The sequence below is a fragment of the Dokdonella sp. genome (assembly GCF_049593775.1).
Taxonomy (GTDB): Bacteria; Pseudomonadota; Gammaproteobacteria; order Xanthomonadales; family Rhodanobacteraceae; genus Dokdonella.
The window spans coordinates 1-20,325 of the sequence record NZ_JBAWHJ010000045.1; the positions used below are offsets into that span (position 1 = coordinate 1).

16 protein-coding genes and 1 pseudogene are annotated in these 20,325 nt (G+C 61.5%); 10 read left to right on the forward strand and 7 right to left on the reverse strand.

The features are described from left to right. Nucleotides 1-97: 97 nt before the first annotated feature. Entirely contained in the window at nt 98-1,795 is a 1,698-nt protein-coding gene (gene ggt / locus WBP53_RS01580; protein WP_423925249.1) for a gamma-glutamyltransferase, read from the reverse strand. Between the two features lie 138 nt (nt 1,796-1,933). On the opposite strand from ggt, the gene WBP53_RS01585 reads away from it, so the two are divergent. Beyond that, the gene (locus WBP53_RS01585; RefSeq protein ID WP_423925251.1) at nt 1,934-2,245 is read left to right on the forward strand and encodes a PGPGW domain-containing protein; all 312 of its coding nucleotides are present in this window, start codon (nt 1,934-1,936) and stop codon (nt 2,243-2,245) included. A gap of 22 nt (nt 2,246-2,267) precedes the next feature. On the opposite strand, the gene dinB is transcribed toward WBP53_RS01585, so the two are convergent. After that, entirely contained in the window at nt 2,268-3,386 is a 1,119-nt protein-coding gene (gene dinB / locus WBP53_RS01590; protein ID WP_423925253.1) for a DNA polymerase IV, read from the reverse strand. A 210-nt stretch (nt 3,387-3,596) separates the two neighbouring features. On the opposite strand from dinB, the gene WBP53_RS01595 reads away from it, so the two are divergent. The 6 genes from WBP53_RS01595 (at nt 3,597) to WBP53_RS01620 (ending at nt 8,797) form a co-directional block, all read left to right on the forward strand. Beyond that, nucleotides 3,597-4,328, forward strand: coding sequence for a hypothetical protein (locus tag WBP53_RS01595; RefSeq protein ID WP_423925255.1), 732 nt, complete (start codon nt 3,597-3,599; stop codon nt 4,326-4,328). Between the two features lie 16 nt (nt 4,329-4,344). Next, complete coding sequence (locus tag WBP53_RS01600) at nt 4,345-4,902, forward strand: DNA-deoxyinosine glycosylase (protein ID WP_423925257.1); 558 nt, start codon at nt 4,345-4,347, stop codon at nt 4,900-4,902. 93 nt (nt 4,903-4,995) lie between these two features. Next, entirely contained in the window at nt 4,996-5,454 is a 459-nt protein-coding gene (locus WBP53_RS01605; RefSeq protein ID WP_423925258.1) for a hypothetical protein, read from the forward strand. A 146-nt stretch (nt 5,455-5,600) separates the two neighbouring features. After that, nucleotides 5,601-6,935, forward strand: coding sequence for a M48 family metallopeptidase (locus tag WBP53_RS01610; RefSeq protein ID WP_423925260.1), 1,335 nt, complete (start codon nt 5,601-5,603; stop codon nt 6,933-6,935). Between the two features lie 236 nt (nt 6,936-7,171). Then, entirely contained in the window at nt 7,172-7,876 is a 705-nt protein-coding gene (gene aqpZ / locus WBP53_RS01615; RefSeq protein WP_423925262.1) for an aquaporin Z, read from the forward strand. 150 nt (nt 7,877-8,026) lie between these two features. Beyond that, nucleotides 8,027-8,797, forward strand: a complete 771-nt coding sequence (locus WBP53_RS01620) for a DUF2884 family protein (RefSeq protein WP_423925264.1) — start codon at nt 8,027-8,029, stop codon at nt 8,795-8,797. Here the strand turns inward: WBP53_RS01620 and WBP53_RS01625 are convergent. The 5 genes and pseudogenes from WBP53_RS01625 to WBP53_RS01645 form a co-directional block, all read right to left on the reverse strand. After that, on the reverse strand, nt 8,787-11,234 hold the full coding sequence (locus tag WBP53_RS01625) for a tetratricopeptide repeat protein (RefSeq protein ID WP_423925266.1): 2,448 nt from the start codon (nt 11,232-11,234) through the stop codon (nt 8,787-8,789). The genes WBP53_RS01620 and WBP53_RS01625 overlap by 11 nt on opposite strands. Nucleotides 11,235-11,416: 182 nt before the next feature. Next, entirely contained in the window at nt 11,417-13,834 is a 2,418-nt protein-coding gene (locus WBP53_RS01630) for a protein kinase domain-containing protein (RefSeq protein ID WP_423925268.1), read from the reverse strand. 67 nt (nt 13,835-13,901) lie between these two features. Then, nucleotides 13,902-14,324, reverse strand: a complete 423-nt coding sequence (locus WBP53_RS01635) for a VOC family protein (protein WP_423925270.1) — start codon at nt 14,322-14,324, stop codon at nt 13,902-13,904. Nucleotides 14,325-14,379: 55 nt separating this feature from the next. Beyond that, a complete protein-coding gene (locus tag WBP53_RS01640; protein ID WP_423925272.1) occupies nt 14,380-15,012 on the reverse strand; it encodes a glutathione S-transferase family protein in 633 nt (210 codons plus the stop codon). Nucleotides 15,013-15,177: 165 nt separating this feature from the next. Further along, nucleotides 15,178-16,749, reverse strand: a pseudogene (locus WBP53_RS01645) (ABC-F family ATP-binding cassette domain-containing protein); the annotation flags it as partial. 262 nt (nt 16,750-17,011) lie between these two features. On the opposite strand from WBP53_RS01645, the gene WBP53_RS01650 reads away from it, so the two are divergent. The 3 genes from WBP53_RS01650 to WBP53_RS01660 all read left to right on the forward strand — a co-directional run. Further along, entirely contained in the window at nt 17,012-18,409 is a 1,398-nt protein-coding gene (locus WBP53_RS01650; RefSeq protein WP_423925274.1) for a dihydrolipoyllysine-residue acetyltransferase, read from the forward strand. Between the two features lie 21 nt (nt 18,410-18,430). Then, nucleotides 18,431-19,000: a DUF2059 domain-containing protein gene (locus tag WBP53_RS01655; RefSeq protein WP_423925276.1), complete on the forward strand. Its 570-nt coding sequence runs from the start codon at nt 18,431-18,433 to the stop codon at nt 18,998-19,000. Nucleotides 19,001-19,045: 45 nt separating this feature from the next. After that, nucleotides 19,046-20,325, forward strand: a 1,280-nt coding sequence (locus WBP53_RS01660; RefSeq protein ID WP_423925278.1) for an FAD-dependent oxidoreductase, incomplete at its 3' end; no start/stop codon positions are given.

A 20,325-nucleotide genomic window follows, 5' to 3' on the forward strand; every position in this document is an offset into this window, starting at 1 on the left:
TGCAGCCGCCACGCACACTCCAGCAAGCATCAAGACCAGTCTTTGTTTAATGCTGAACATCGATCTCTCCCGTTCAGGAACCAGTTTTGGCAAGCGATCAGTACCCCGCCGCCTGTCCGTCCTTGCGGCTTTCCGATGCACCAATATACACCTTGTTCACATCGTCCCATCGGATAGCCTGATAGCCGCCGTAGGGGCCATCGGCAAATTCAATGGTGTGGCCCTTGCGCATCAGGGCCTGGATCGTGGCGTAGTCGAAGCCGGTTTCGAGCTGGATGGCGCCGCCGTCGGTCATCTCGTCGACTTGTGCTTCCGGCGAGGTTGATCCGGTATGCAGGATGCGTGGCGCATCGCCGGCTTCCTGCAGGCTCATGCCGAAGTCGATCAGGTTGCTGACGATCAGGGTGTGCGCTTGCGGCTGGGTATCGCCGCCCATCACGCCGAAACTCATCCAGGGCTTTCCATCCCTGGTCACGAAGGCCGGGATGATGGTGTGGAACGGACGCTTGCCCGGCGCGAAGGTATTGGCGTGGCCTTCCTTCAGCACGAACATCTCGCCGCGATCCTGCAGGATGAAGCCAAGCCCGGGCGGTGACATGCCCGAGCCCATGCCGCGATAGTTGGACTGGATCAGCGAGACCATGTTGCCCCACTGATCAGCCGTGGTCAGGTAGATCGTGTCGCCATCCAGCTTGAAGTCACCGGGCGCCACCTTGTTCGCCGCCTTGTCCATCGAGATCAGCTCGCGACGCTCATTCGCGTATTCCTTCGATAGCAATCCGCTCAGCGGAACCTGATTGAAATCCGGGTCGGCGTAGAACTTCGCACGGTCGGCGAACGCGAGCTTCTTGGCCTCGACAAACAGATGCACATGCTCGGGGCTGCCAAAGCCGTAGCTCTTGAGGTCATAACCTTCGAGGATGTTGAGCATCTGCAGCGCGGCAATGCCCTGCCCGTTCGGCGGCAACTCCCAGACATCGTAGCCGCGGTAGTTGACCGAGACCGGCTCGACCCACTGGCCCTTGTGTGCGGCGAGATCCTCGTAGGAAAGAAAGCCGCCATTGGCCTTCATGTAGTCGCCGATCGTTTTCGCGATCGCGCCTTTGTAGAACGCATCGCGACCGCCCTTCGCCAGGGCTTCGAGCGTGTTCGCCAGGTTCGGGTTCTTCCAGATCTGGCCCTTGGCCGGCGCACGGCCATCGATCGTGAACTGCTCGGTGAAGCCCGGGAACTTGCTCAGACGCGGCACGGACCGATCCCAATACCACGCGATGAGCTCGGTCATCGGGAAGCCTTCGCGCGCATAGCCGATTGCCGGTGCCAGCACGGATTTCATCGGCAGCTTGCCGAATCGATCATGCAAGGCGAACCAGCCATCGACCGTACCCGGTGTCGTCACCGGCAGCGGACCATAGGGCGGCACGCTGGTGTAGCCGTTTTCCTTGAACCAGGCCAGGGTCAGGCTTTTCGGCGAGCGCCCGGATCCGTTGTAGCCGTATAGCTTGCCCGTCTTGGCGTCCCAGACTATTGCGAACAGGTCGCCGCCCATGCCATTGCCGGTCGGTTCCATGAGGCCAAGCGCCGCATTGGCGGCGACCGCCGCATCGATGGCGTTGCCACCCCGACGCAGGATGTCGACGCCAATCTGGGTGGCCAGCGGCTGTGAGGTGGCGACCATGCCGTGCTGGGCCAGTACTTCCGAGCGCGTCGCAAACGACTCGCCGGTGATCCGGTCCGCCGCCGTGGCGACACAAGCGGATAGCGCGGTGAACAGGACTGCAATCAAACGCAACATGGCCGACTCCAGATCGTGATGAAAGGCCAAGCATACGACGTTGTCGTTTGGTGGCGGTTCACACGACAAGCTCACACTGGCCGGACTGCTGCCGCCAGGCTTGGCTTCAAGCGGCTCCTTCAACCATCACGGATAGCAATGACAGTCACTGTGCGCAGACAATGGGAGCACTTCTCGGCGAGCCGGGCGGGGCGCCGTTTCCAGACCCGCTATCGGCTGCGACGTTCCAGCAGGAACGGGCCGTTGCGCAAGGTTCTGATCAGCGGGCTAGGCGCACTGGTCATGCTCGCCGGGGTAGCCATGCTTGTGCTGCCGGGTCCTGGACTTCTCGCAATCCTGATCGGCGCGGTGCTGGTCGCCGAAGAATCCCTCTTTGCAGCACGCCTGCTTGATCGAATCGATGTCTGGATCTCGCGCAAGATCGCCGACTGGAGATCCAGACGGCTCTGAGCGGCCAGTTCCAAGGACGCTATCAACCTGCGAACAAGGCTGCCTGTTCACCGAGTTCATCGGGTTCGCGGAAATTGCTGATGCCGACACCGACCAGCCGATAGCGGGTCGATTCGGGCAGTTCGACACGGCCACGCAAGGCCAGGACGAGTTCGGCCAATTCCTCGGCTGATTCGGGCATCGATGCGGGCGACATGCTGCGTGTGAGGATGCGGAACTCGCGCGTCTTGAGCTTGAGAACCACGGTGTGCCCGACCCGTTCAACCTTGCGCGCCGACGTCCAGACCTTTTCGGCCAGCGCGCGGATCGTGGGCTCGAGATCGGCCAGTGGAAGGTCCTCGGCAAACGTGTCTTCGGCAGATATCGATTGCACCGGTCGATCCGGGGTCACTTCGTTCTCGTCGATGCCGTGGCTGAGCTCATGAAGACGTCGGCCGTAGCGACCGAACAGGTTTTCCAGTTCATGCACGTCCCGGCCACGCAGGTCGCCGACGGTGCGTATCCCGTGTGCGGCCAGCTTGCCATCCATGACCTTGCCCACGCCGTGAATGCGCCCTACCGGAAGCGGCGTCAGGAATGCCTCGACGGCATCCGGCTTGATGACAAACAGGCCGTCCGGCTTGTTCCAGTCCGATGCGATCTTGGCCAGGAACTTGTTCGGGGCGACACCGGCCGATGCGGTCAAAGCGGTTGCCTCGCGAATCTCTGCGCGGATCGCCTGCGCGACCGCCGTGGCGGACGGCAGCCCACACAGATTGGTGGTGACGTCCAGATAGGCTTCGTCGAGTGACAGCGGCTCGACCAGGTGGGTGTGGCGCAGGAAGATCTCCCGCACCTGGCGCGAGACGGCCTTGTAGCGTACGAAATCCGGTGGCACGAAAACCGCATCGGGGCACAGTCGCTCCGCACGCACGGCCGGCATCGCCGAGCGCACGCCAAATGTTCGCGCCTCATACGACGCCGCACATACCACTGATCGCGCGCCTCGCCATGCGACGACCACGGGACGCCCACGCAGCGAGGGATCATCGCGTTGTTCGACCGATGCGTAGAACGCGTCCATGTCGACGTGGAGGATTTTGCGTTGGGGGCCGGGATTGGGCATTCGAGAGTCGGGATTGGTGAAAGCCGATCCGCGCATGCTGGGAGTTGCGACGGCGACTTTGAGTCGACGATGCTACCAAGCCTCGTCGTCGCAGTGGCCCCGATAAAGCTGGCGATGCTGTCCTGCCGAAATGTAGCGACGAATACGCTTGCCGGGTCTGTGTTCCTGGCAGAGTGTCATCGCTGAACACGATTTGTGGATCGGCGGTATATTCAACTGCTCATCCATCCTGCGGAATCCTTCTCGATGCGAATTCTTTCCCTGCTTGCTGTTCCGGTATTCCTAGTTGCCTGTGTCACTGCGTGCAACAAGCAGGAACAACCTTCCGCACCTTCGCCCGAAGCCATCGCGGCGGCAAAGGCTCAGCAGGAAGCCAAGGCCGAGCAGCACTACGCCATGTATGAGGAGATGCTCAAGGCCGACAACGCCGAGCTGGCACTTCCGCTGGGCGACGAACTCATCAAGATGTATCCGGACAGTGCCGCCGCCGCGCGCATCCGTCCCGATATCGAGGCCTTGCGCGAGAAGGCGACCACCGAGGGCGAATCGCGGCGCATGGCACGTCTGTGGACCTACCAGACCTCACCGATGGCCGGCGGAACGCAGAGCACGGCGACGATCTACCAATCCAGCGATGGTGGAGCCAACGGCGATCAGGTTCGCCTCGTGTTTCGTCGACACAGTGAATGGGGCCAGAGCGTATTCCTCTACGGGAGCGAGCCGGGCTTTACCTGCGCGAAGAATTGCCGGGTCACCATGACCTTCGATGGCGGCTCAGCCACAAGCATGGAAGGCAGCATTCCGCCAACCGGTGAACCGGCCATCTTCATCGAGGAAGACAAGGCCTTCATCGCAAAGGCGGGCAAGGCGAAAACCGTGGACATCGAGGTTGCCGAGAAGGGCAAGCCGCCGCGCACGCTGCACTACGAGGTCGGCGGATTTGATCCGGACAAGTTCCTGCCGCTGGAAAAGAAGTAGCAGGGCTGGCGGTTTGGTGGCGGCACCTACCCGACAGGCATTGCCGCATCCTGCGGATGGCGCTGGCGTCGCCAGCTTTCCGCCACAAGTCGCGGCCGGATGCCGTGTGCTTGTCCTCGGCACCGCCCCCAGTGTCCGCTCGCTGGCAGCGCAGCAGTCCTATGCGCACCCGCAAAATCTGTTCTGGCCGTTGATGGGTGAAATGTTTGATGCAGGTCCGGAACTTGCGTACACGGAACGCATCGCACGGTTGCAGCGGCTGGGTATCGGGATCTGGGATGTCCTGCAATATTGCGAACGGCCGGGCAGCCTCGACAGCAGCATCGTGCGTTCCAGCGAAGTGGCGAACGATATCCCCGCTTTGCTGATCACGCAGCCTTCGATCATGGGTATTGCACTCAATGGTGGGAGGGCCAGGGACTCGTTCCGCAGGCTGGTAGAGCCAAGGCTTGATGCAACGTTGCGTTCGCGCGTCACCCTGCTCGACTTGCCGTCGACAAGTCCGGCGAATGCCGGCATGTCGAAAATCGAAAAGCGCCGTCGCTGGCAAGCCGTAGCCGACTTCCTGGACTGAATGTCCCTGGGGAAAACTTCACAATCGATCCAGTATCATCTCGTTCAGCTACGACGACACACACTCTTGTTACTCACGAATGGAGCAAACACGATGACACTCATCAAGAAAGGTTTCGCTGTATCCGCCCTGGCCCTGGCCTTGGCCGCCGTTTCTGCTCCGAAGGCCGAGGCGGCAGAGTCGCAACTCGATTGCTCGATGCGATTCAGCCTGACGGGCTGGTCGATCATCTTCAAGCATTCCGAAGGCACCGGCACGGTGACCTGCGAAAACGGGCAGTCGATGAAAGTGAATATCTCGGCCAAGGGTGGTGGCCTGACCGTCGGCAAGTTCAATGTCGACGACGGCAAGGGCACGTTCAGTGACGTACACAAGATTAGTGACGTGCTTGGCACCTATGCCCAAGGAGAAGCACAGGCCGCAGCCGGCAAGAGTGCCATGGCGCAAGTCCTGACCAAGGGCACCGTTTCTCTGGCCCTGGCCGGCAAGGGCGATGGCGTCAGTCTCGGCATCAGTTTTGGCGGATTTACCATCAGCAAAGCCGACGACTGATCGATTCGGCGACAAGCTCTACGACATCAGCCGCGGCACTTCGGTGTCGCGGCTTTTTTGTGCATGACTTTCCATTACGTTCGGACCTGCACATGCGCCTGCGGCTGGAGTAGGCTGGCACCCTTGTTTGCCAAGGGGAGTGCAGAGTGAAACTGGTATGCCGTTCGTTCGTCGTGCTGTTGTCAGTATTCGTGCTGTTCGGGCCCGCCTTTGCCGAATCGTCGATTTCGCCTGAACTTCCGCCGGGGCTGCAGATCCCGGACGCTGCCCGGCCCGGCCCGCAATTCGATGTAGACGCGGCAACGCAAGCCTATATTGATCTGCTCTCCCCCGAGCAAAAAGCCAAGTCCGATGCGTACTTTGAGGGTGGCTACTGGCTGCAGCTTTGGGGCTTGCTTTACGGGCTGGTCGTCGCCTGGATCCTGTTGCGCAGCGGGCTTTCGACCGGAATGCGCAACCTCGCTCGGCGAGTCAGCCATCGGCCCTGGCTGTACACCATGATCTACGCCTTGCAGTGGGTGGTGGTGGGTACCTTGCTGGCGCTGCCGCTGACCATCTATACCGGGTTCTACCGCGAGCACGCCTATGGTCTGGCTACGCAGGGTTTCGGAGAGTGGTCGCTGGATCAGCTCAAGGGATTGCTGGTCAGCCTGGTCATCGTGCCTCCGGTCATTGCGCTGATCTACGCCGCGGTGCGCAAGACTGCCGAACGCTGGTGGATCTGGGCCACCTGCGGCGCCTTTGTCCTGATCCTGTTCATGATGATGTTGGCACCGGTATTCCTCGATCCGATCTTCAACGACTACAAGCCGCTGCGCCAGGGCGAGGTGCGCGAAGAAATCCTGTCGATGGCCAGAGCCAACATGATCCCCGACGACAACGTCGTCGAGTTCGATGCTTCGCGGCAAACGACTCGGATCAGCGCCAATGTCGCGGGTTTCCTCGGCACCACGCGCGTCGCCATGAACGACAACCTCCTGGATCGCACGTCGGCACCCGAGATCTATGCCGTGCTCGGCCATGAAATGGGGCACTACGTGCTCAATCATGGATTGCGTCTGATCATCTACATGAGCCTGGTCCTTGGCTTCGGATTCTGGATCGTGCATCGATACTTTGACCGCGCCCTTGCCCGCTGGGGCTCGAAGTTCGGACTCGAGGGCCGTGACGATCCGGCGGCCTTGCCGCTGGCTCTGGCGATCCTTTCGTTGTTCTTCTTCTTTGCCACGCCTCTGACCAATACGATCATTCGGCAGGCCGAAGCAGAAGCCGATGCATATGGACTGAATTCGGCCAATGAGCCACATGGGTTCGCCATGGTTGCGATGCGCCTGTCGACCTATCGAAAGATCAAGCCTGGCCCGCTCGAGGAAATCTTCTTCTACGATCACCCGAGTGGTTACGCACGCGTCCATCGTTCGATGCTCTGGCTCAAGGAGAATCAGGACAACCCAACTGCCAGCCAGCCCAACCCTCAGTAACGCCGAACCAACGAGCACGGCGGACTGTCCGAAACGGCTTCGCTAGCCTGGCGACGCCTGATGGTGCGTCGTCGTGCAGAGCCGGATCGGGCCCGTAAACAAGTGCAATATCCGTGGCCGAGCCATGCAGAACTGGCGCTAGAATGCAGAACCGTCCCGGTATCGACGATAGACCGGGTTGACCGGAGTCGTATTCGAGGGCGGCCAATCTGAAATCAGCATCGGGGAGAGCACCAATGAGCATGGGCAAGCGCCTGACGGCGGAATTTTTCGGTACGTTCTGGCTGGTATTCGGAGGTTGCGGCAGTGCCGTGATTGCGGCGGGATATCCCGAGCTCGGCATCGGTTTCGTCGGTGTCGCTCTGGCTTTTGGCCTGACCGTACTGACAATGGCCTATGCGGTGGGTCATATTTCCGGTGCGCACTTCAATCCGGCTATCTCGTTTGGCCTCGTCTTTGGTGGGCGATTCGCTGCGAAGGACCTGTTTCCCTACATCGTGGCCCAGGTCATCGGCGCCATCGCCGCGGGCGGCGTGCTCTTCATGATTGCCAGCGGCAAGGCCGGTTTCGATGCCGCGGCAGGGTTCGCTTCGAACGGCTACGGCGAGCACTCGCCTGACGGCTATTCGATGCATGCTGCGCTCATGATCGAGGTAGTGCTGACGGCATTCTTCGTTCTGATCATCATGGGTGTGACGGACAAGCGCGCACCCGCAGGCTTTGCACCGCTTGCCATCGGTCTCGCCCTGACCCTGATTCACCTCATTTCGATCCCGGTCACCAATACCTCGGTCAATCCGGCGCGCAGCACCGGCGTGGCCCTGTTCCAGGGGAGCTGGGCAATCAGCCAGCTCTGGCTGTTCTGGCTGGCACCGCTGGTCGGTGGCGCCATCGGCGGACTGATCTACCGGTTCCTGCTTGAAGACAAGCAGGCGCGCTGAGGGCCATCCGCAGTAGCAGCGCGACGACTTCGGGGTTGTCGCGCTGCCCGCAAGGGCTGCCCCGGTCTGGACGATTGACACATGCGCGGTTTAAACCCGCATGCGACTCTCTGCATCCAAGTGGCATATCCGATGCAGGGCGAATCCATCATGAAAAGCTTCTCCATTGTTGCCACGGCCGGTCTTGCGCTCGCAGCATCCCCGGGTTTCAGTCACGCCAAGATCAGTATTGACGGCGACCATTGCGATATCGAAAGCCGCTATTCGACACGGATAGAGGCCGGCCGCATCGCGTTTACCGACGCAAAATCGAAACAGGTAGTGACGATCCTGCCCGGCGGAGCGCTTGAGGTGGATGGCAAGGCCGTGAGCCTGGATGCTGCAGACCAGTCGCGAATCGTCGAGCTGGACCGCGAGATGCGGGCGTTGATGCCGGAAGTGAAGGCCTTGGCAGTCGAGGCCGTGGGCCTTGCCTTCGAAGCCGTGGGTCATGTATCGATGGCTTTTGCACCCAGTGCCCAAGCGGCGCGGGAAAGTGCCGAGCGCATTGCGCGTACGGCCGAGGAGATCAAGCGGACGATCAATGCGCGTGATGACTGGGGTCCGAGCTCGGAGACCGAGATCGAGGAGCTGGTCGAGGGCGCAGTGGGTTCGCTGATTGGAGAAATTGTCGGCAATATCACCGCTCAGGCCATCGCCGTGGCCTTCAGCGGCGACACCACTGCCGTGGCCGAACTCGAGGCGCGAGCCTCATCGATCGAAGCCAATGTCGAGAAGGTCGTCGAGAAGCGCGCCAAGGTACTTGAAGCGCGCGCGGAGGAACTGTGCAGGCAGGTACAGGCCATCGACCGCATTGAAGCGGGCATCACGGCCCGGTTGCCTGATGGTTCCGCCTTGAACCTTGTAGAGGTCAGCCACTGACCTCAGGTTCCAGGCTTGCAGCGCGCCCCTTGTCCAGGGCTTTCTGCCACTGGGCTTTCTTGCCCGGTTTCCCCCAGGCGTCGTAGAGCTTGATGGTGTTCTCGACCAGTTCGAGCGTTCGCGAGTGCGACGCACCGAATCCCGGGGCGGCAAGAAAGAGCGCATAGGCGGATTCGAACGTGGTTTCCGCTTCTGCATATCTTTCGGCGGCGACGAGTACGCTGCCCAGTGCTGCAATGAAGATGGCCCGCGCCGGATGTCCGGGAGGAAATGCGTTGTCGAGATGGGCGACGCTGAGCCGCGCATGTTCTTCCGCACCAGCAATGTCGCCAATGTCACGCAGAAGCAGGGCGAAATTGCTTTCGCCGGCAACACTCAGGTAGTGATCGGGGCCATTCAGTTTCAGATTGGTTGCAAGTACTCGCTCGTAGTAGGGGCGAGCTTCCTCATTGCGACCTTGCTGGCGGATGGCACTACCGACGTTTGAAACCAGCACCATCGTATTGGGATGCTCGGGACCGAGAACGGTTTCGGTGGTTTCCAGCGCGGGTCGGAGCAGTGCTTCGGCCTCGGCATACTTCTCCTGCTCGAGGAACGTGACGCCAAGACCGGTGGTGACATCCAGGGTCTTGGAATGCGTGGGTCCGAAGCGCTGTCGATAGGTGTCGAGCACGTACATCAAAAGTGGTTCGGCCTCGGAATAACGATCCACGCGGGCAAAATTGGCGGCCAGGCCGCGCTGGGTTTCCAGTGTGTCGTCGTCGTCGATTCCGAAGGTTGCCTTCTGCAGGACCAATACGCGTTGATAGCGCTGGATGCTCGCTTCGAACTGGCCCAGGCCTTGTTCATGCCAGGCCAGGCGACTCTCGATATACAGCCGATCGCGGTCCGTCTCGGGCAACGCGCTGGCTTCAGCGAGTGCCTGTTCAACCAGGGCACGACCTTCTTCGAAGCGACCGAGGTTTCCGAAGGAATCCGCTTCGGCCAACAGCAGCCGGGCGCGCTCGGCGACCGGGCTGTCCGCATCGACGGCTGCCGCCAGGGCATCGCCGAAGTGCTCCGCAGCCAGTGCGTATTCGCCAATTGCCGCGTAGCTGCGCGCAATGGTGCCCTCGATCGTGCTGCGAACAGCCGGCTGATCGGCCAGTTCGTTGCCTGCGCGGCCCGCAGCCGAATCGAGCATCAGGCGCATCAGGCTTCGATCGAGTCCCTTGGCGCGGTCGGGATCAATGCCGGCGATCATCTCCTGTACGAATCCTGCGACCCGCTCGGCCTTGCTCGCTTCAATGCGGGCCTGCATGGCCGCTGCTTCGGCGCGGTGCTGGCCATGAAAGGCCACAACCGTTCCGATCAACAAGGCCAGCGCCGCAATGACTGCGGTTGCGATGCCAATCCCGTGGCGAGCGAAGAACTTGCGTGCGGCGTAGGCTCGACTGGTGGGCAGTGCGTGGACCGGGCGTCGTTCGCGGAAACGCTCAAGATCATCTGCCAGAGCAGTAGCGGATTCGTATCGATCCGCACGATCCATGGCCAGCGCCCTGCGCAGGATCGCGCGCAATTCGCCTGGCAGGTTGGCTGCAGCGGATAGCAGCGCGGACATGCCGGGTGTGGCGGCGGACTGGTCGCGACCACTTGCCAGCGCGGACAACAATGTTTCGTGTGGTGCGCGCGCAGATCGGTGGGCGGCGGATGTCAGCGCGCTTGCGTCAGAGCCCGTCAACACCTCGCAGAGCATCACCCCCAGCGCGTAGACATCGCTGCGGGTATCGATATCCCGGTGCTTCAGGCCAGCCTGCTCGGGACTCATGTAGATGGCCGTGCCGGCATGACTGCTGGCTGCATTCGACACGCGCACATCACCTTCACGGGTACTGCCGCCAATGGCGATGCCGAAATCGATGATCTTGGGCATCGGTAGGCCATCGATCTTGCTGACAAGCACGTTGTCCGGCTTGAGGTCGCGATGAATGACGCCTTTCTGGTGCGCGTGCTGGACACCCTGGCAAACGCGCACGAACAGGGCGAGGCGTTGGTCACGCGTCAACTGGTGTTCGCGGCAATACTCCGACAGCGGCGTACCTTCGACGTACTCCATTGCGATGAATGCATCGCCCTGTTCCGTCGTTCCGGCATCGAATATCTGCGCGATGGCAGGATGCTGCATCTGCGCCAATGCCTGGCGTTCGACTTCGAACCAGGCCAGGGCGAGGGGACTGGCAATCTGCTGCCGGATCAGCTTGAGCGCGACGTCGCGATGGACCGGTGCCGTCTGCTCGGCCAGGTAGACCTGACCCATGCCGCCTTCGCCGAGTGGCCGGCGGACCTTGAAGTCCCCGATACGCGTGCCCGGAGCCAGCGTTTGCGCATCATCCTGACCCTGCACGATGCCATCGATCTCGGTCGCGGCGGTTGCAGAGGGTTCCTTGCCTGAGTTCATCCGAAGCCTTCTGCCAATGGAGGATTGACGGTTTCAGTAGTGCTGTTTCTGTAGCGAATGGTCGCACAAACACGCCGGCGTCGATGCTGGCTACCGAGCCAGGCGAATATCGGCTACAGAGTCCGGCGACGAAAATCGAAGCTCGGCACGTTCCGCCAATCAGGAAGCCCGCTTCAGGCTTGTCAGTCTTCCCTGGCGCTCTTTAGCGAACGCCACTCGGCTTCGCGCTGTGGTTTCGGCCAGGCGGCATAGAGCTCGATATACGAATCCACCACATCCTGGCTGCGCGGGTGTTCGGGTCCGTAGCCTTCGCCCTGGCTCAGGGTTTCCCAGGCGTCGTCGAGTTCTGCCTGTGCCTGGACATACTTGCCCTGACGAATGAGTACGGAGGCCAGTTCACGATGGATGATTCCACGCATCGGACTGGTCGCCAATGCGACATCTGCTGCCGCGGTGGCCGTCCGGCCATGTGCCTCGGCACCTGCCAGGTCGCCGCTGTCGCGCAGCAGCAGGGACAGATTTGATTCGGCGACTATGGTTGCAATGTTGTTCGGTCCATACAGTTTTTGTGCGAGTGCAGCGGCACGCTCGTAGTACGGTCGCGCCTCCTCGTTGCGGTCCTGTTGGCGAATCGCGCCCCCAAGATTGCTCACCAGCCGTTGCGTGACTGGATGTTCCATCCCGAAAACGCGCTCCGCCACCGGCAGTTGAGGGGCAAGCAGCTTCTCGGCATCTGCATGGCGCTTCTGCTCAAGAGCGATGATCGCAAGCCCGTTGATCGCACGGTAAGTCTTCGAATTCTCGCGGCCATACTTTTCAAGGCGCGAGGCCAATACTTCTTCCAGTAGCGGGCGCGCTTCATCAAAGTGCGCAGTGTCAATGTTGAGGGCCGCCAGGCTGTCAATGGTCGACTGCACGTCCTCGCTGTCATTCCCGAACAGGCGTCGCTGAAGCGCCAGGATTTCCTGCAGCCGGACTCGCGCGGTCTCTGCGTTGCCGACGCTGCCTTCCATGTCGGCAAGGATGGATTCGATCCTGAGCCGGTCGCGATCCTCTGCTGGCAAGTCGGAGACCAGTGAGTAGGCCTGCTGTACCGTGGCCAGCGCACCTTCTCGCTGACCGAGGTTGAACAGGTTCTCCGCCGCACGTGCTTGCGTGCGCGCGATCTCGGCAGGAGCCAGGCTGGCCGCCTTGCCTGCCTTGACTGATTCGGCAAAGTGCTCCTGCGCGAGTGCATATTCGCCCAGCGACGCGTAGCTCTGGGCGATCGTGTTTTCGATGACGGCGTGCACTTCAGGCTGGCCCTCCAGTTCGGTGCTGGCGCGCGCCGCTGCCGAATCAAGCATCAGGCGCATCAGGCTGCGATCCAGTCCCTTGGCGCGATCCGGGTCGATCCCGGCAATCATCTCCTGTACGAAGGCAGCTACTTGCGCGGCCTTGTCTGCCTCGATGCGAGCCTGCGCTGCAGCCGCTTCCGCCCGGCGCAAACCCTGCACGGCCATGATGGTGCCGAGGATCAAGGCAAGTGCCGCAAAGCCGGTGGCGACAATACCGAGCCGGTGTCGGGCAACAAATTTCCGCGCCGCGTATGCGCGGCTGGCAGGCATTGCCAGGACAGGCCGGTTGTCGCGGAAGCGTTCGAGATCTTCGGCCAACGCGGTGGCTGATTCGTACCGATCGGCACGATCCTGGGCCAGCGCCTTGCGCAGGACGGCGCGCAATTCCGCCGGCAACATGCGTGCCGCGGTCAACAGGGCATTCGTGCTTGAAGCGGCTCTGGTGGCCTCAGGCGTGCTGCCCAGTGCGGTCAACAGGGTCTGTTGAGGCGCGTGTGTGGAATGGTGCGCGTTCGAGGTCAGTGAGCGCGCATCGGAATGAGTGAGGATCTCGCAAAGCATCACACCCAGTGAGTAGACATCGCTGCGTGTATCGATGTCTCGATGCCGAGCACCGGCTTGCTCCGGACTCATGTAGATCGCCGTGCCTGCGCGATCACTCGACGATCTCGCAACCACCGGGCCGCTCTCTGTCGTGCTGCCACCGACTGCGATGCCGAAGTCGATGATTTTCGGCATCGGCGCACCATCGATGTCCTGGACCAGAACGTTGTCCGGCTTCAGGTCGCGGTGGATCACGCCCTTCTGATGCGCGTGCTGGACGCCCTGGCAGGTCCGCACGAACAGGGCAATGCGCTGATCGAGCGACAATTCCTTCTTGCGACAGTATTCGGTGAGGGGCACGCCCTCGACATACTCCATGGCGAAGAACGCATGACCATCAGGCGTCGTGCCCGCATCGAAAATTTGCGCTATGGCCGGATGTTGCATCTGCGCCAGTGCCTGGCGCTCGACTTCAAACCAGGCCAGCGCCAGTGGGCTGGCCATCTGCTGGCGAATCAGCTTGAGCGCAACATCGCGATGCACGGGTGCAGTCTGTTCGGCGAGATAGACCTGGCCCATGCCGCCTTCGCCGAGAGTGCGGCGGATTCGATACGCGCCGAGGCGCGTACCGGGAGCCAGTGATCCGGCGTCACCCGGGACCTCGGCGCTGCCTTCCAGCTCGGTCTTGGCCGTCTGTGAAGTTTCCTCATCCGGATTCATTCGAAGCCCCCTGTTTGAGATTCGATGGATTTACCCGACTGGTTGCGGGTGAGGATGACAGACCTTGCTACCAGATGCCCGTATTCGGCATGGAGATCCACGGTTCCGTCGGTTCAAGTGAATCCCCCTTCTGCAGCAACTCGATCGAGATGAGGTCGGGCGAACGCACGAAGGCCATATGCCCATCGCGCGGCGGGCGATTGATGGTGACGCCGGCATCCATCAGACGCTGACAGGTTGCATGGATGTCATCGACCGAGAATGCCAGATGCCCGAAGTTTCGCGCGCTGCCATAGTCTTCGGCATCCCAGTTCCAGGTCAGCTCGATCTGGCCACGGTCGGAATCTCCAGGAGCTGCCAGAAAGACCAGGGTGAAGCGGCCTTTCTCATGGTCGCTGCGACCGACGACCTCGAGTCCAAGCTTGTTGCAGTAGAAATCCAGCGAGGCATCAAGATCACGGACGCGCACCATGCTGTGAAGGAACTTCATCAATGTCTCCCGCTGCAGAAGATTGGTTGCTGATACCGGCACCCGCGTGACTTGTTCAGGCCCATTCGCTCAGCCCCTCGATCTTGTACAGACGCTGCCATGAAGGCCGAGCCTTGATGCGCTGGGCGAGTGCGTGCACGGCCGGCCAGCGGTCGGCCGGCTTCGGCATGTTGCGCGACCAGCGCATCAGCATCGCGGCATACAGGTCGACCAGGCTGAACGTATCGCCGAGCAGGTAGGGTCCATGCTCCGAGAGATGCGCATCGAGCCGGTCCCAGGCCGCCTCGATGCGACGCTGCGCGAACTCGCGCATCGCGTCGGCCTGGTCGGCAGGCCCGAAGTCGGTCGGATAGAACCACTGGCGAAATGCGGGTTGCAGGGTATTGGCCAGGTGCAGGGTCCATTGCAGGTACAGACCGCGTTGCTCCGATCCGGAATTCGGAGCGAGGCCCTTGTCGGCGTGGCGTTCGCCAAGCAGCAACATGAGTGCCGCGTTTTCATAGAGCGGTGCACCATCAACAATCAGGGTCGGCACGACCCCATTCGGATTGAGGCGCAGGTATTCCGGATCCTTCTGCGACTTCGAATCGAAATCGATCAGACGCAACTCGTGTGGCACATCGAGCTCAAGCAAGACCAGATGAACGGTCATGCTGGCAGTGCCCGGGGAGTAGTAGAGGGTGTACATGGCTAGGAATCCGAATGCGTTGCGGCACCAAGGATACCCGATGGCCGGGATTGGATATGACCAGCCTTCGGCGGATGAAAGCCGGCATTCGGGATTTGCCAGAGCGGGATCGCGCAAGCCTTGCTTTTTCGGATCCCGAATCCCGAATGCCGGCTATCAGCTCTTCGCCGCCCTCGACTTCAGCCACGCGGCATACTCGTCAAGGTCGCCCTTGAACTCCTCGACCTTGCCGTCGGATACACGCCAGAAGGTTTCGCAGACCAGGCCGATCAGGTGGCGATCATGCGAGACCATGACGATGGCGCCGGGAAAGATGCTTAGCGCTTCGGCCAGGGCTTCGCGCATTTCCAGATCAAGATGGTTGGTCGGTTCATCGAGCAGGAGCACATTCGGTTTGCGCCAGGCGATCAGGGCCAGGGCGAGACGCGCGCGTTCGCCGCCGGAGAAGCCATCCACGTTTTCAAAGGCGCGGTTGCCGGCGAAATTCCAGCGCCCGAGAAAGTCGCGAAATTCCTGGATGCCGGTGCCCGGTGCGATGTCGCGCAGGTGATCGATCGGCGACTGGCCTTCATGCAGTGATTCGACCGTGTGCTGGGCGAAGTAGCCCAGTTCCATGTCCGGGTGCGCGCTGCGCTCGCCAGCCAGGATTGGCAGCTCACCGACCAGGGTCTTGACCAGAGTCGACTTGCCGGCGCCATTGGGCCCAAGCAAACCGATGCGATCGCCAGCCTCCAGGCCGAAACCGACCTTGGACAGGATCGTGATATCGCCGTAGCCCGCCTCGACCTTGTTCAATCGGGTCAGTGAGTTCGGCAGCTTGATCGGATCGGCGAAGTTGATATGGATCTGGCGCTCGGCGCGAACCGCCTCGGTGCCGGCCAGCTTGGCCAGGCGCTTGACCCGCGATTGTGCCTGTTTCGCTTTCGCGGCTGAAGCCTTGAAGCGATCGACGAAGGATTGCAGGTGGGCGCGCTCGGCCTGCTCCTTCTCGAAGGCGATCTGCTGCTGGCGCAATTGCTCGGAGCGCTGGCGCTCGAAGCTCGTGTAGTCACCGACATAGAGTTTGGCCGTGCCGTCGTGCAGATGCAGCATGTGGGTGCCGACACCGTCGAGGAATTCGCGGTCATGCGAGATCATCATCAGCATGCCGGGATACTTGAGCAGCCATTGTTCGAGCCAGAGCACGGCATCCAGATCGAGATGATTGGTTGGCTCGTCGAGCAGGAGCAGGTCGCTCGGCATCATCAGTGCGCGGGCCAGATTCAGACGCACGCGCCAGCCGCCAGAGAACGTAGAAACCGCGCGCTGATGCGTATCCGAGGGAAAGCCAAGCCCGTGCAGCAGCTTGCCGGCACGCGCGCTTGCGTCGTAGCCGTTGATCTCGGCCATCTTCTGGTGTGCCGCAGCGACGGCATCCCAATCTTCGGCGGCCATCGCGGCTTCTTCGGCCTGCAGAACGGCATGGACTTCGAGATCGCCGGACACCACGAAATCTATTGCCGCATCCGGCAGCGATGGCGTTTCCTGGGCAACGCAGGCAATGCGCAGCTTCGGCGACTTCTCCAGATCGCCCGAATCGGCTTCGACTTCACCGAGGATTGCCGCGAACAGGCTGGTTTTGCCGCATCCATTGCGCCCGACTACACCGACACGCCAGCCAGCGTGCAGCGCAATATCGACTTTGGACAACAACAGGCGCTCGCCGCGGCGCAGGGCGAAGTTGCGGAAAGAAATCATCAGGCGGTGTTCCGGGAGGTGCGTTGGATTGGCGGTTGCCGGGGCACGCGCCAGCGGCGCGGCAACAGGGCAGCCGATCATTGTACGGCAAGCACTGCCGAGGTTCAGCCCCGGACGCTCGCTCATCCGGCCGGCACCGACGGCCTGGGCGAGGCACTTGGGCCGATCCTCGAGGTTTGCCGTGGCCAGCGGTTGGCGTATCGGCCCATCAAGGCGACAATGCGGGTTCGAAACCCTGAACGACCCTATCCGGAGCAGCCTGATGGCCAGCCACGAAGTCAAAGTCCCCGATATCGGCAACTACACCGGCATTCCGGTCATCGAAGTACTGGTGCAGCCCGGCGACACGGTGGCGAAGGACCAGGGCCTGGTCACCCTGGAATCGGACAAGGCGACCATGGAGGTGCCTTCCTCGGTGGCAGGTGTGGTCAAGGAATTGAAGGTGAAACTTGGCGATGAGATCTCCGAGGGCACGGTGGTCGCGATCATCGACGCGGACGCTGGCGGAGACGCGCCGAAGAAGACTGAAGAGCCCGAGAAGTCGGCGAGCCCGGAAAAATCCTCCAAACCCGAACCCGCCCCGCCGGCAGAGGAAAGCAAGACCAAGGCGACGATCGATACCAGCAACCCGGCGCGTTTGAGCGAGCTCGAAACCGCTGCGTTGGCTCCGGACATCGATCCCGAGGCATCGGGTCCGCAGTCACCGCCCGTCGCATTCGGCGCCGACACCGTGATGCCCGACAAGGTTGCCCATGCCAGTCCGGCCGTGCGCCTGTTCGCGCGCGAGCTCGGTGTTGATCTGTTCAAGGTCAGTGGCAGTGCGCGCAAGGGACGCATCACGAAGGAAGACGTGCAGAATTTCGTCAAGCGCGCCATCTCTTCCGGCCCGTCGCGCGCGGCGGCTTCAGGCGGTGGTGGCGGGCTTGACCTGTTGCCCTGGCCACAGATCGATTTTGGCAAGTTCGGCGAGATCGAATCCCGGCCGTTGTCCAAGATCAAGAAGATCTCCGGGGCGAACCTGGCGCGCAATTGGGTGATGATCCCGCATGTCACCCAGTTCGACGATGCCGACATCAGCGATCTGGAAGCACTGCGGGTGAGTCTCAACAAGGAGAACGAGAAGGCCGGCATCAAGCTGACCATGCTCGCTTTCCTGGTCAAGGCCGTGGTTGCCGCGCTGAAGAAATACCCGGATTTCAATGCCTCGCTGGACCCTGGTGGCGAAAACCTGATCCTCAAGAAGTATTTCCATATCGGATTCGCAGCCGATACACCGAACGGGCTCGTCGTGCCGGTGATCCGCAATGCCGACCAGAAGGGTGTCATCGAGATCGCGCAGGAATCCGGTGAACTGGCTAAAAAGGCGCGTGACGGCAAGCTGGGACCGGCCGACATGTCCGGTGGCTGCTTCTCGATCTCCAGTCTCGGTGGCATTGGCGGCACCGCATTCACCCCGATCGTGAATGCACCCGAAGTGGCGATTCTCGGTGTCTCGAAGTCGGCAATGAAGCCGGTCTGGAACGGCGAAAAATTCAAGCCGCGCCTGATCCTGCCGCTTTCGCTGAGCTACGACCATCGCGTCATCGATGGCGCTTCGGCGGCGAGATTCACCGCCTACCTTGGCCAGGTGCTGGCCGACATGCGTCGCGTGCTTCTTTAACCCCAACGAAAGGAATTCGCCATGTTCCGGACCAGAATCCTCGTCTTTCTTGTCGCCTTGTGTGCAATCCCCACACTCGCCGTGGCAGAGAAAACCACGCCGGCCGCCCCGCCGACCGATGAAAAAATCACCTTGTCCATCGAGCTGATGCGCGTGATGAACTTCGACCAGACCATGCGCACGATGCAAAGCCAGATGCGCGGCATGATGGAGCAGCAGTTCGAATCCTTTGCGAAGTGTCCTTCGGCCCAGCCGGTCATGCGCGAATATTCCGGTGCATTGACCGACCAGATCATGGGCAACCTGATGGACGAGAGTCTCAAGGTGGACGTCGCTGCCATCTATGCGGATGTCTTTACGGTCGAGGAGCTGCGCGGCATCGTCGATTTCTACCATTCGCCAATTGGCAGGAAGATGGTCGAGCGCATGCCCGAGCTGATGGAAAAATCGATGCTGATCACCCAGGACCGCGTAAAAGCGATGGTGCCGGAGCTGGAGTCGCTCAGTGAGCGCTACGCTTCGCGCATTCGCGAGGCCGCCAAGACCTGCGAACAGGATTCCGACGCTACAGAGTCATCGACCGAAGAATAAGCAGGCGCAATCGTCCATCCCGACGGAGCACCCAAGGAGTTTTCCGTGGCAACGACAGAGATCAAGGTCCCCGATATCGGCAACTACAGCGATATTCCGGTCATAGAAGTACTGGTCAAAGTGGGTGACACGGTCAAGAAGGACCAGGGCATCGTCACGCTGGAATCAGACAAGGCGACGATGGAAGTGCCGTCGCCGGCCGATGGCGTGATCAAGGAAGTGAAGGTCAAGGTTGACGACACGGCCAGCGAAGGTACGGTCGTGGCGATTCTGGAGGCTGGCGCTGCGGCGGCGGCGGAGAAACCTGCGAAGGCCGAAGCGGCGGCTCCGAAGGCTGAGGCTGCTGGCAAGTCCGATCCCGCCCCCGCCCCGTCTGGAGAGGGGAAGGCGGCTCCGACGGCGGCAGCAGCCAGTGGGCGCAAGGCTGACATCGAGTGCCAGGTTGTGGTGCTTGGATCTGGCCCCGGCGGCTACACGGCGGCATTCCGCGCGGCCGATCTAGGTCAGGACACGGTGCTGATCGAGCGCTACGCGACACTGGGTGGCGTCTGCCTGAATGTTGGCTGCATTCCGTCCAAGGCGCTGCTGCATGCCGGGCGCGTGATCGAGGAAGCTGCGCACGCCGAGGATATCGGCGTCAGTTTCGGCAAGCCGAAGATCGATCTCGACAAGTTGCGCGCGAGCAAGGACAAGGTCGTCAAGCAGCTGACCGGTGGTCTCGCCGGCATGGCCAAGCAGCGCAAGGTCACCGTCGTTCAGGGCACCGGCAAGTTCATCTCGCCGAACGAAATCGAAGTGGAAGGCGCCGACGGCAAGAAGCTGGTGCGCTTCGAAAAGGCCATCATCGCGGCCGGATCGCAGGCCGTGAAACTGCCGGGCTTCCCGTGGGACGACAAGCGCATGATGGATTCCACCGATGCGCTCGATCTCGCCGACATCCCGAAGAAATTGCTGGTCGTTGGCGGCGGCATCATCGGTCTCGAGATGGCCTGCGTGTATGACGCGCTCGGCAGCGAGGTGACCGTGGTCGAGTTGCTCGACCAGCTCATGCCCGGAGCCGATACCGATCTCGTGCGTCCGCTGCAGCAGCGTCTGTCCAAGCGCTATGCCGGCATGCACCTGAAAGTGAAGGTCGCCAAGATCGAGGCAAGCAAGAAAGGTCTTACGGCCACCTTCGAAGGCGAGAAAGCGCCCGAGCCGCAAACCTATGATCGCGTGCTGGTCGCGATTGGCCGATCGGCCAATGGTGGCAAGATCAACGCCGAAGCGGCCGGCGTCAACGTCACCGATCGCGGCTTCATACCGGTCGACAAGCAGATGCGCAC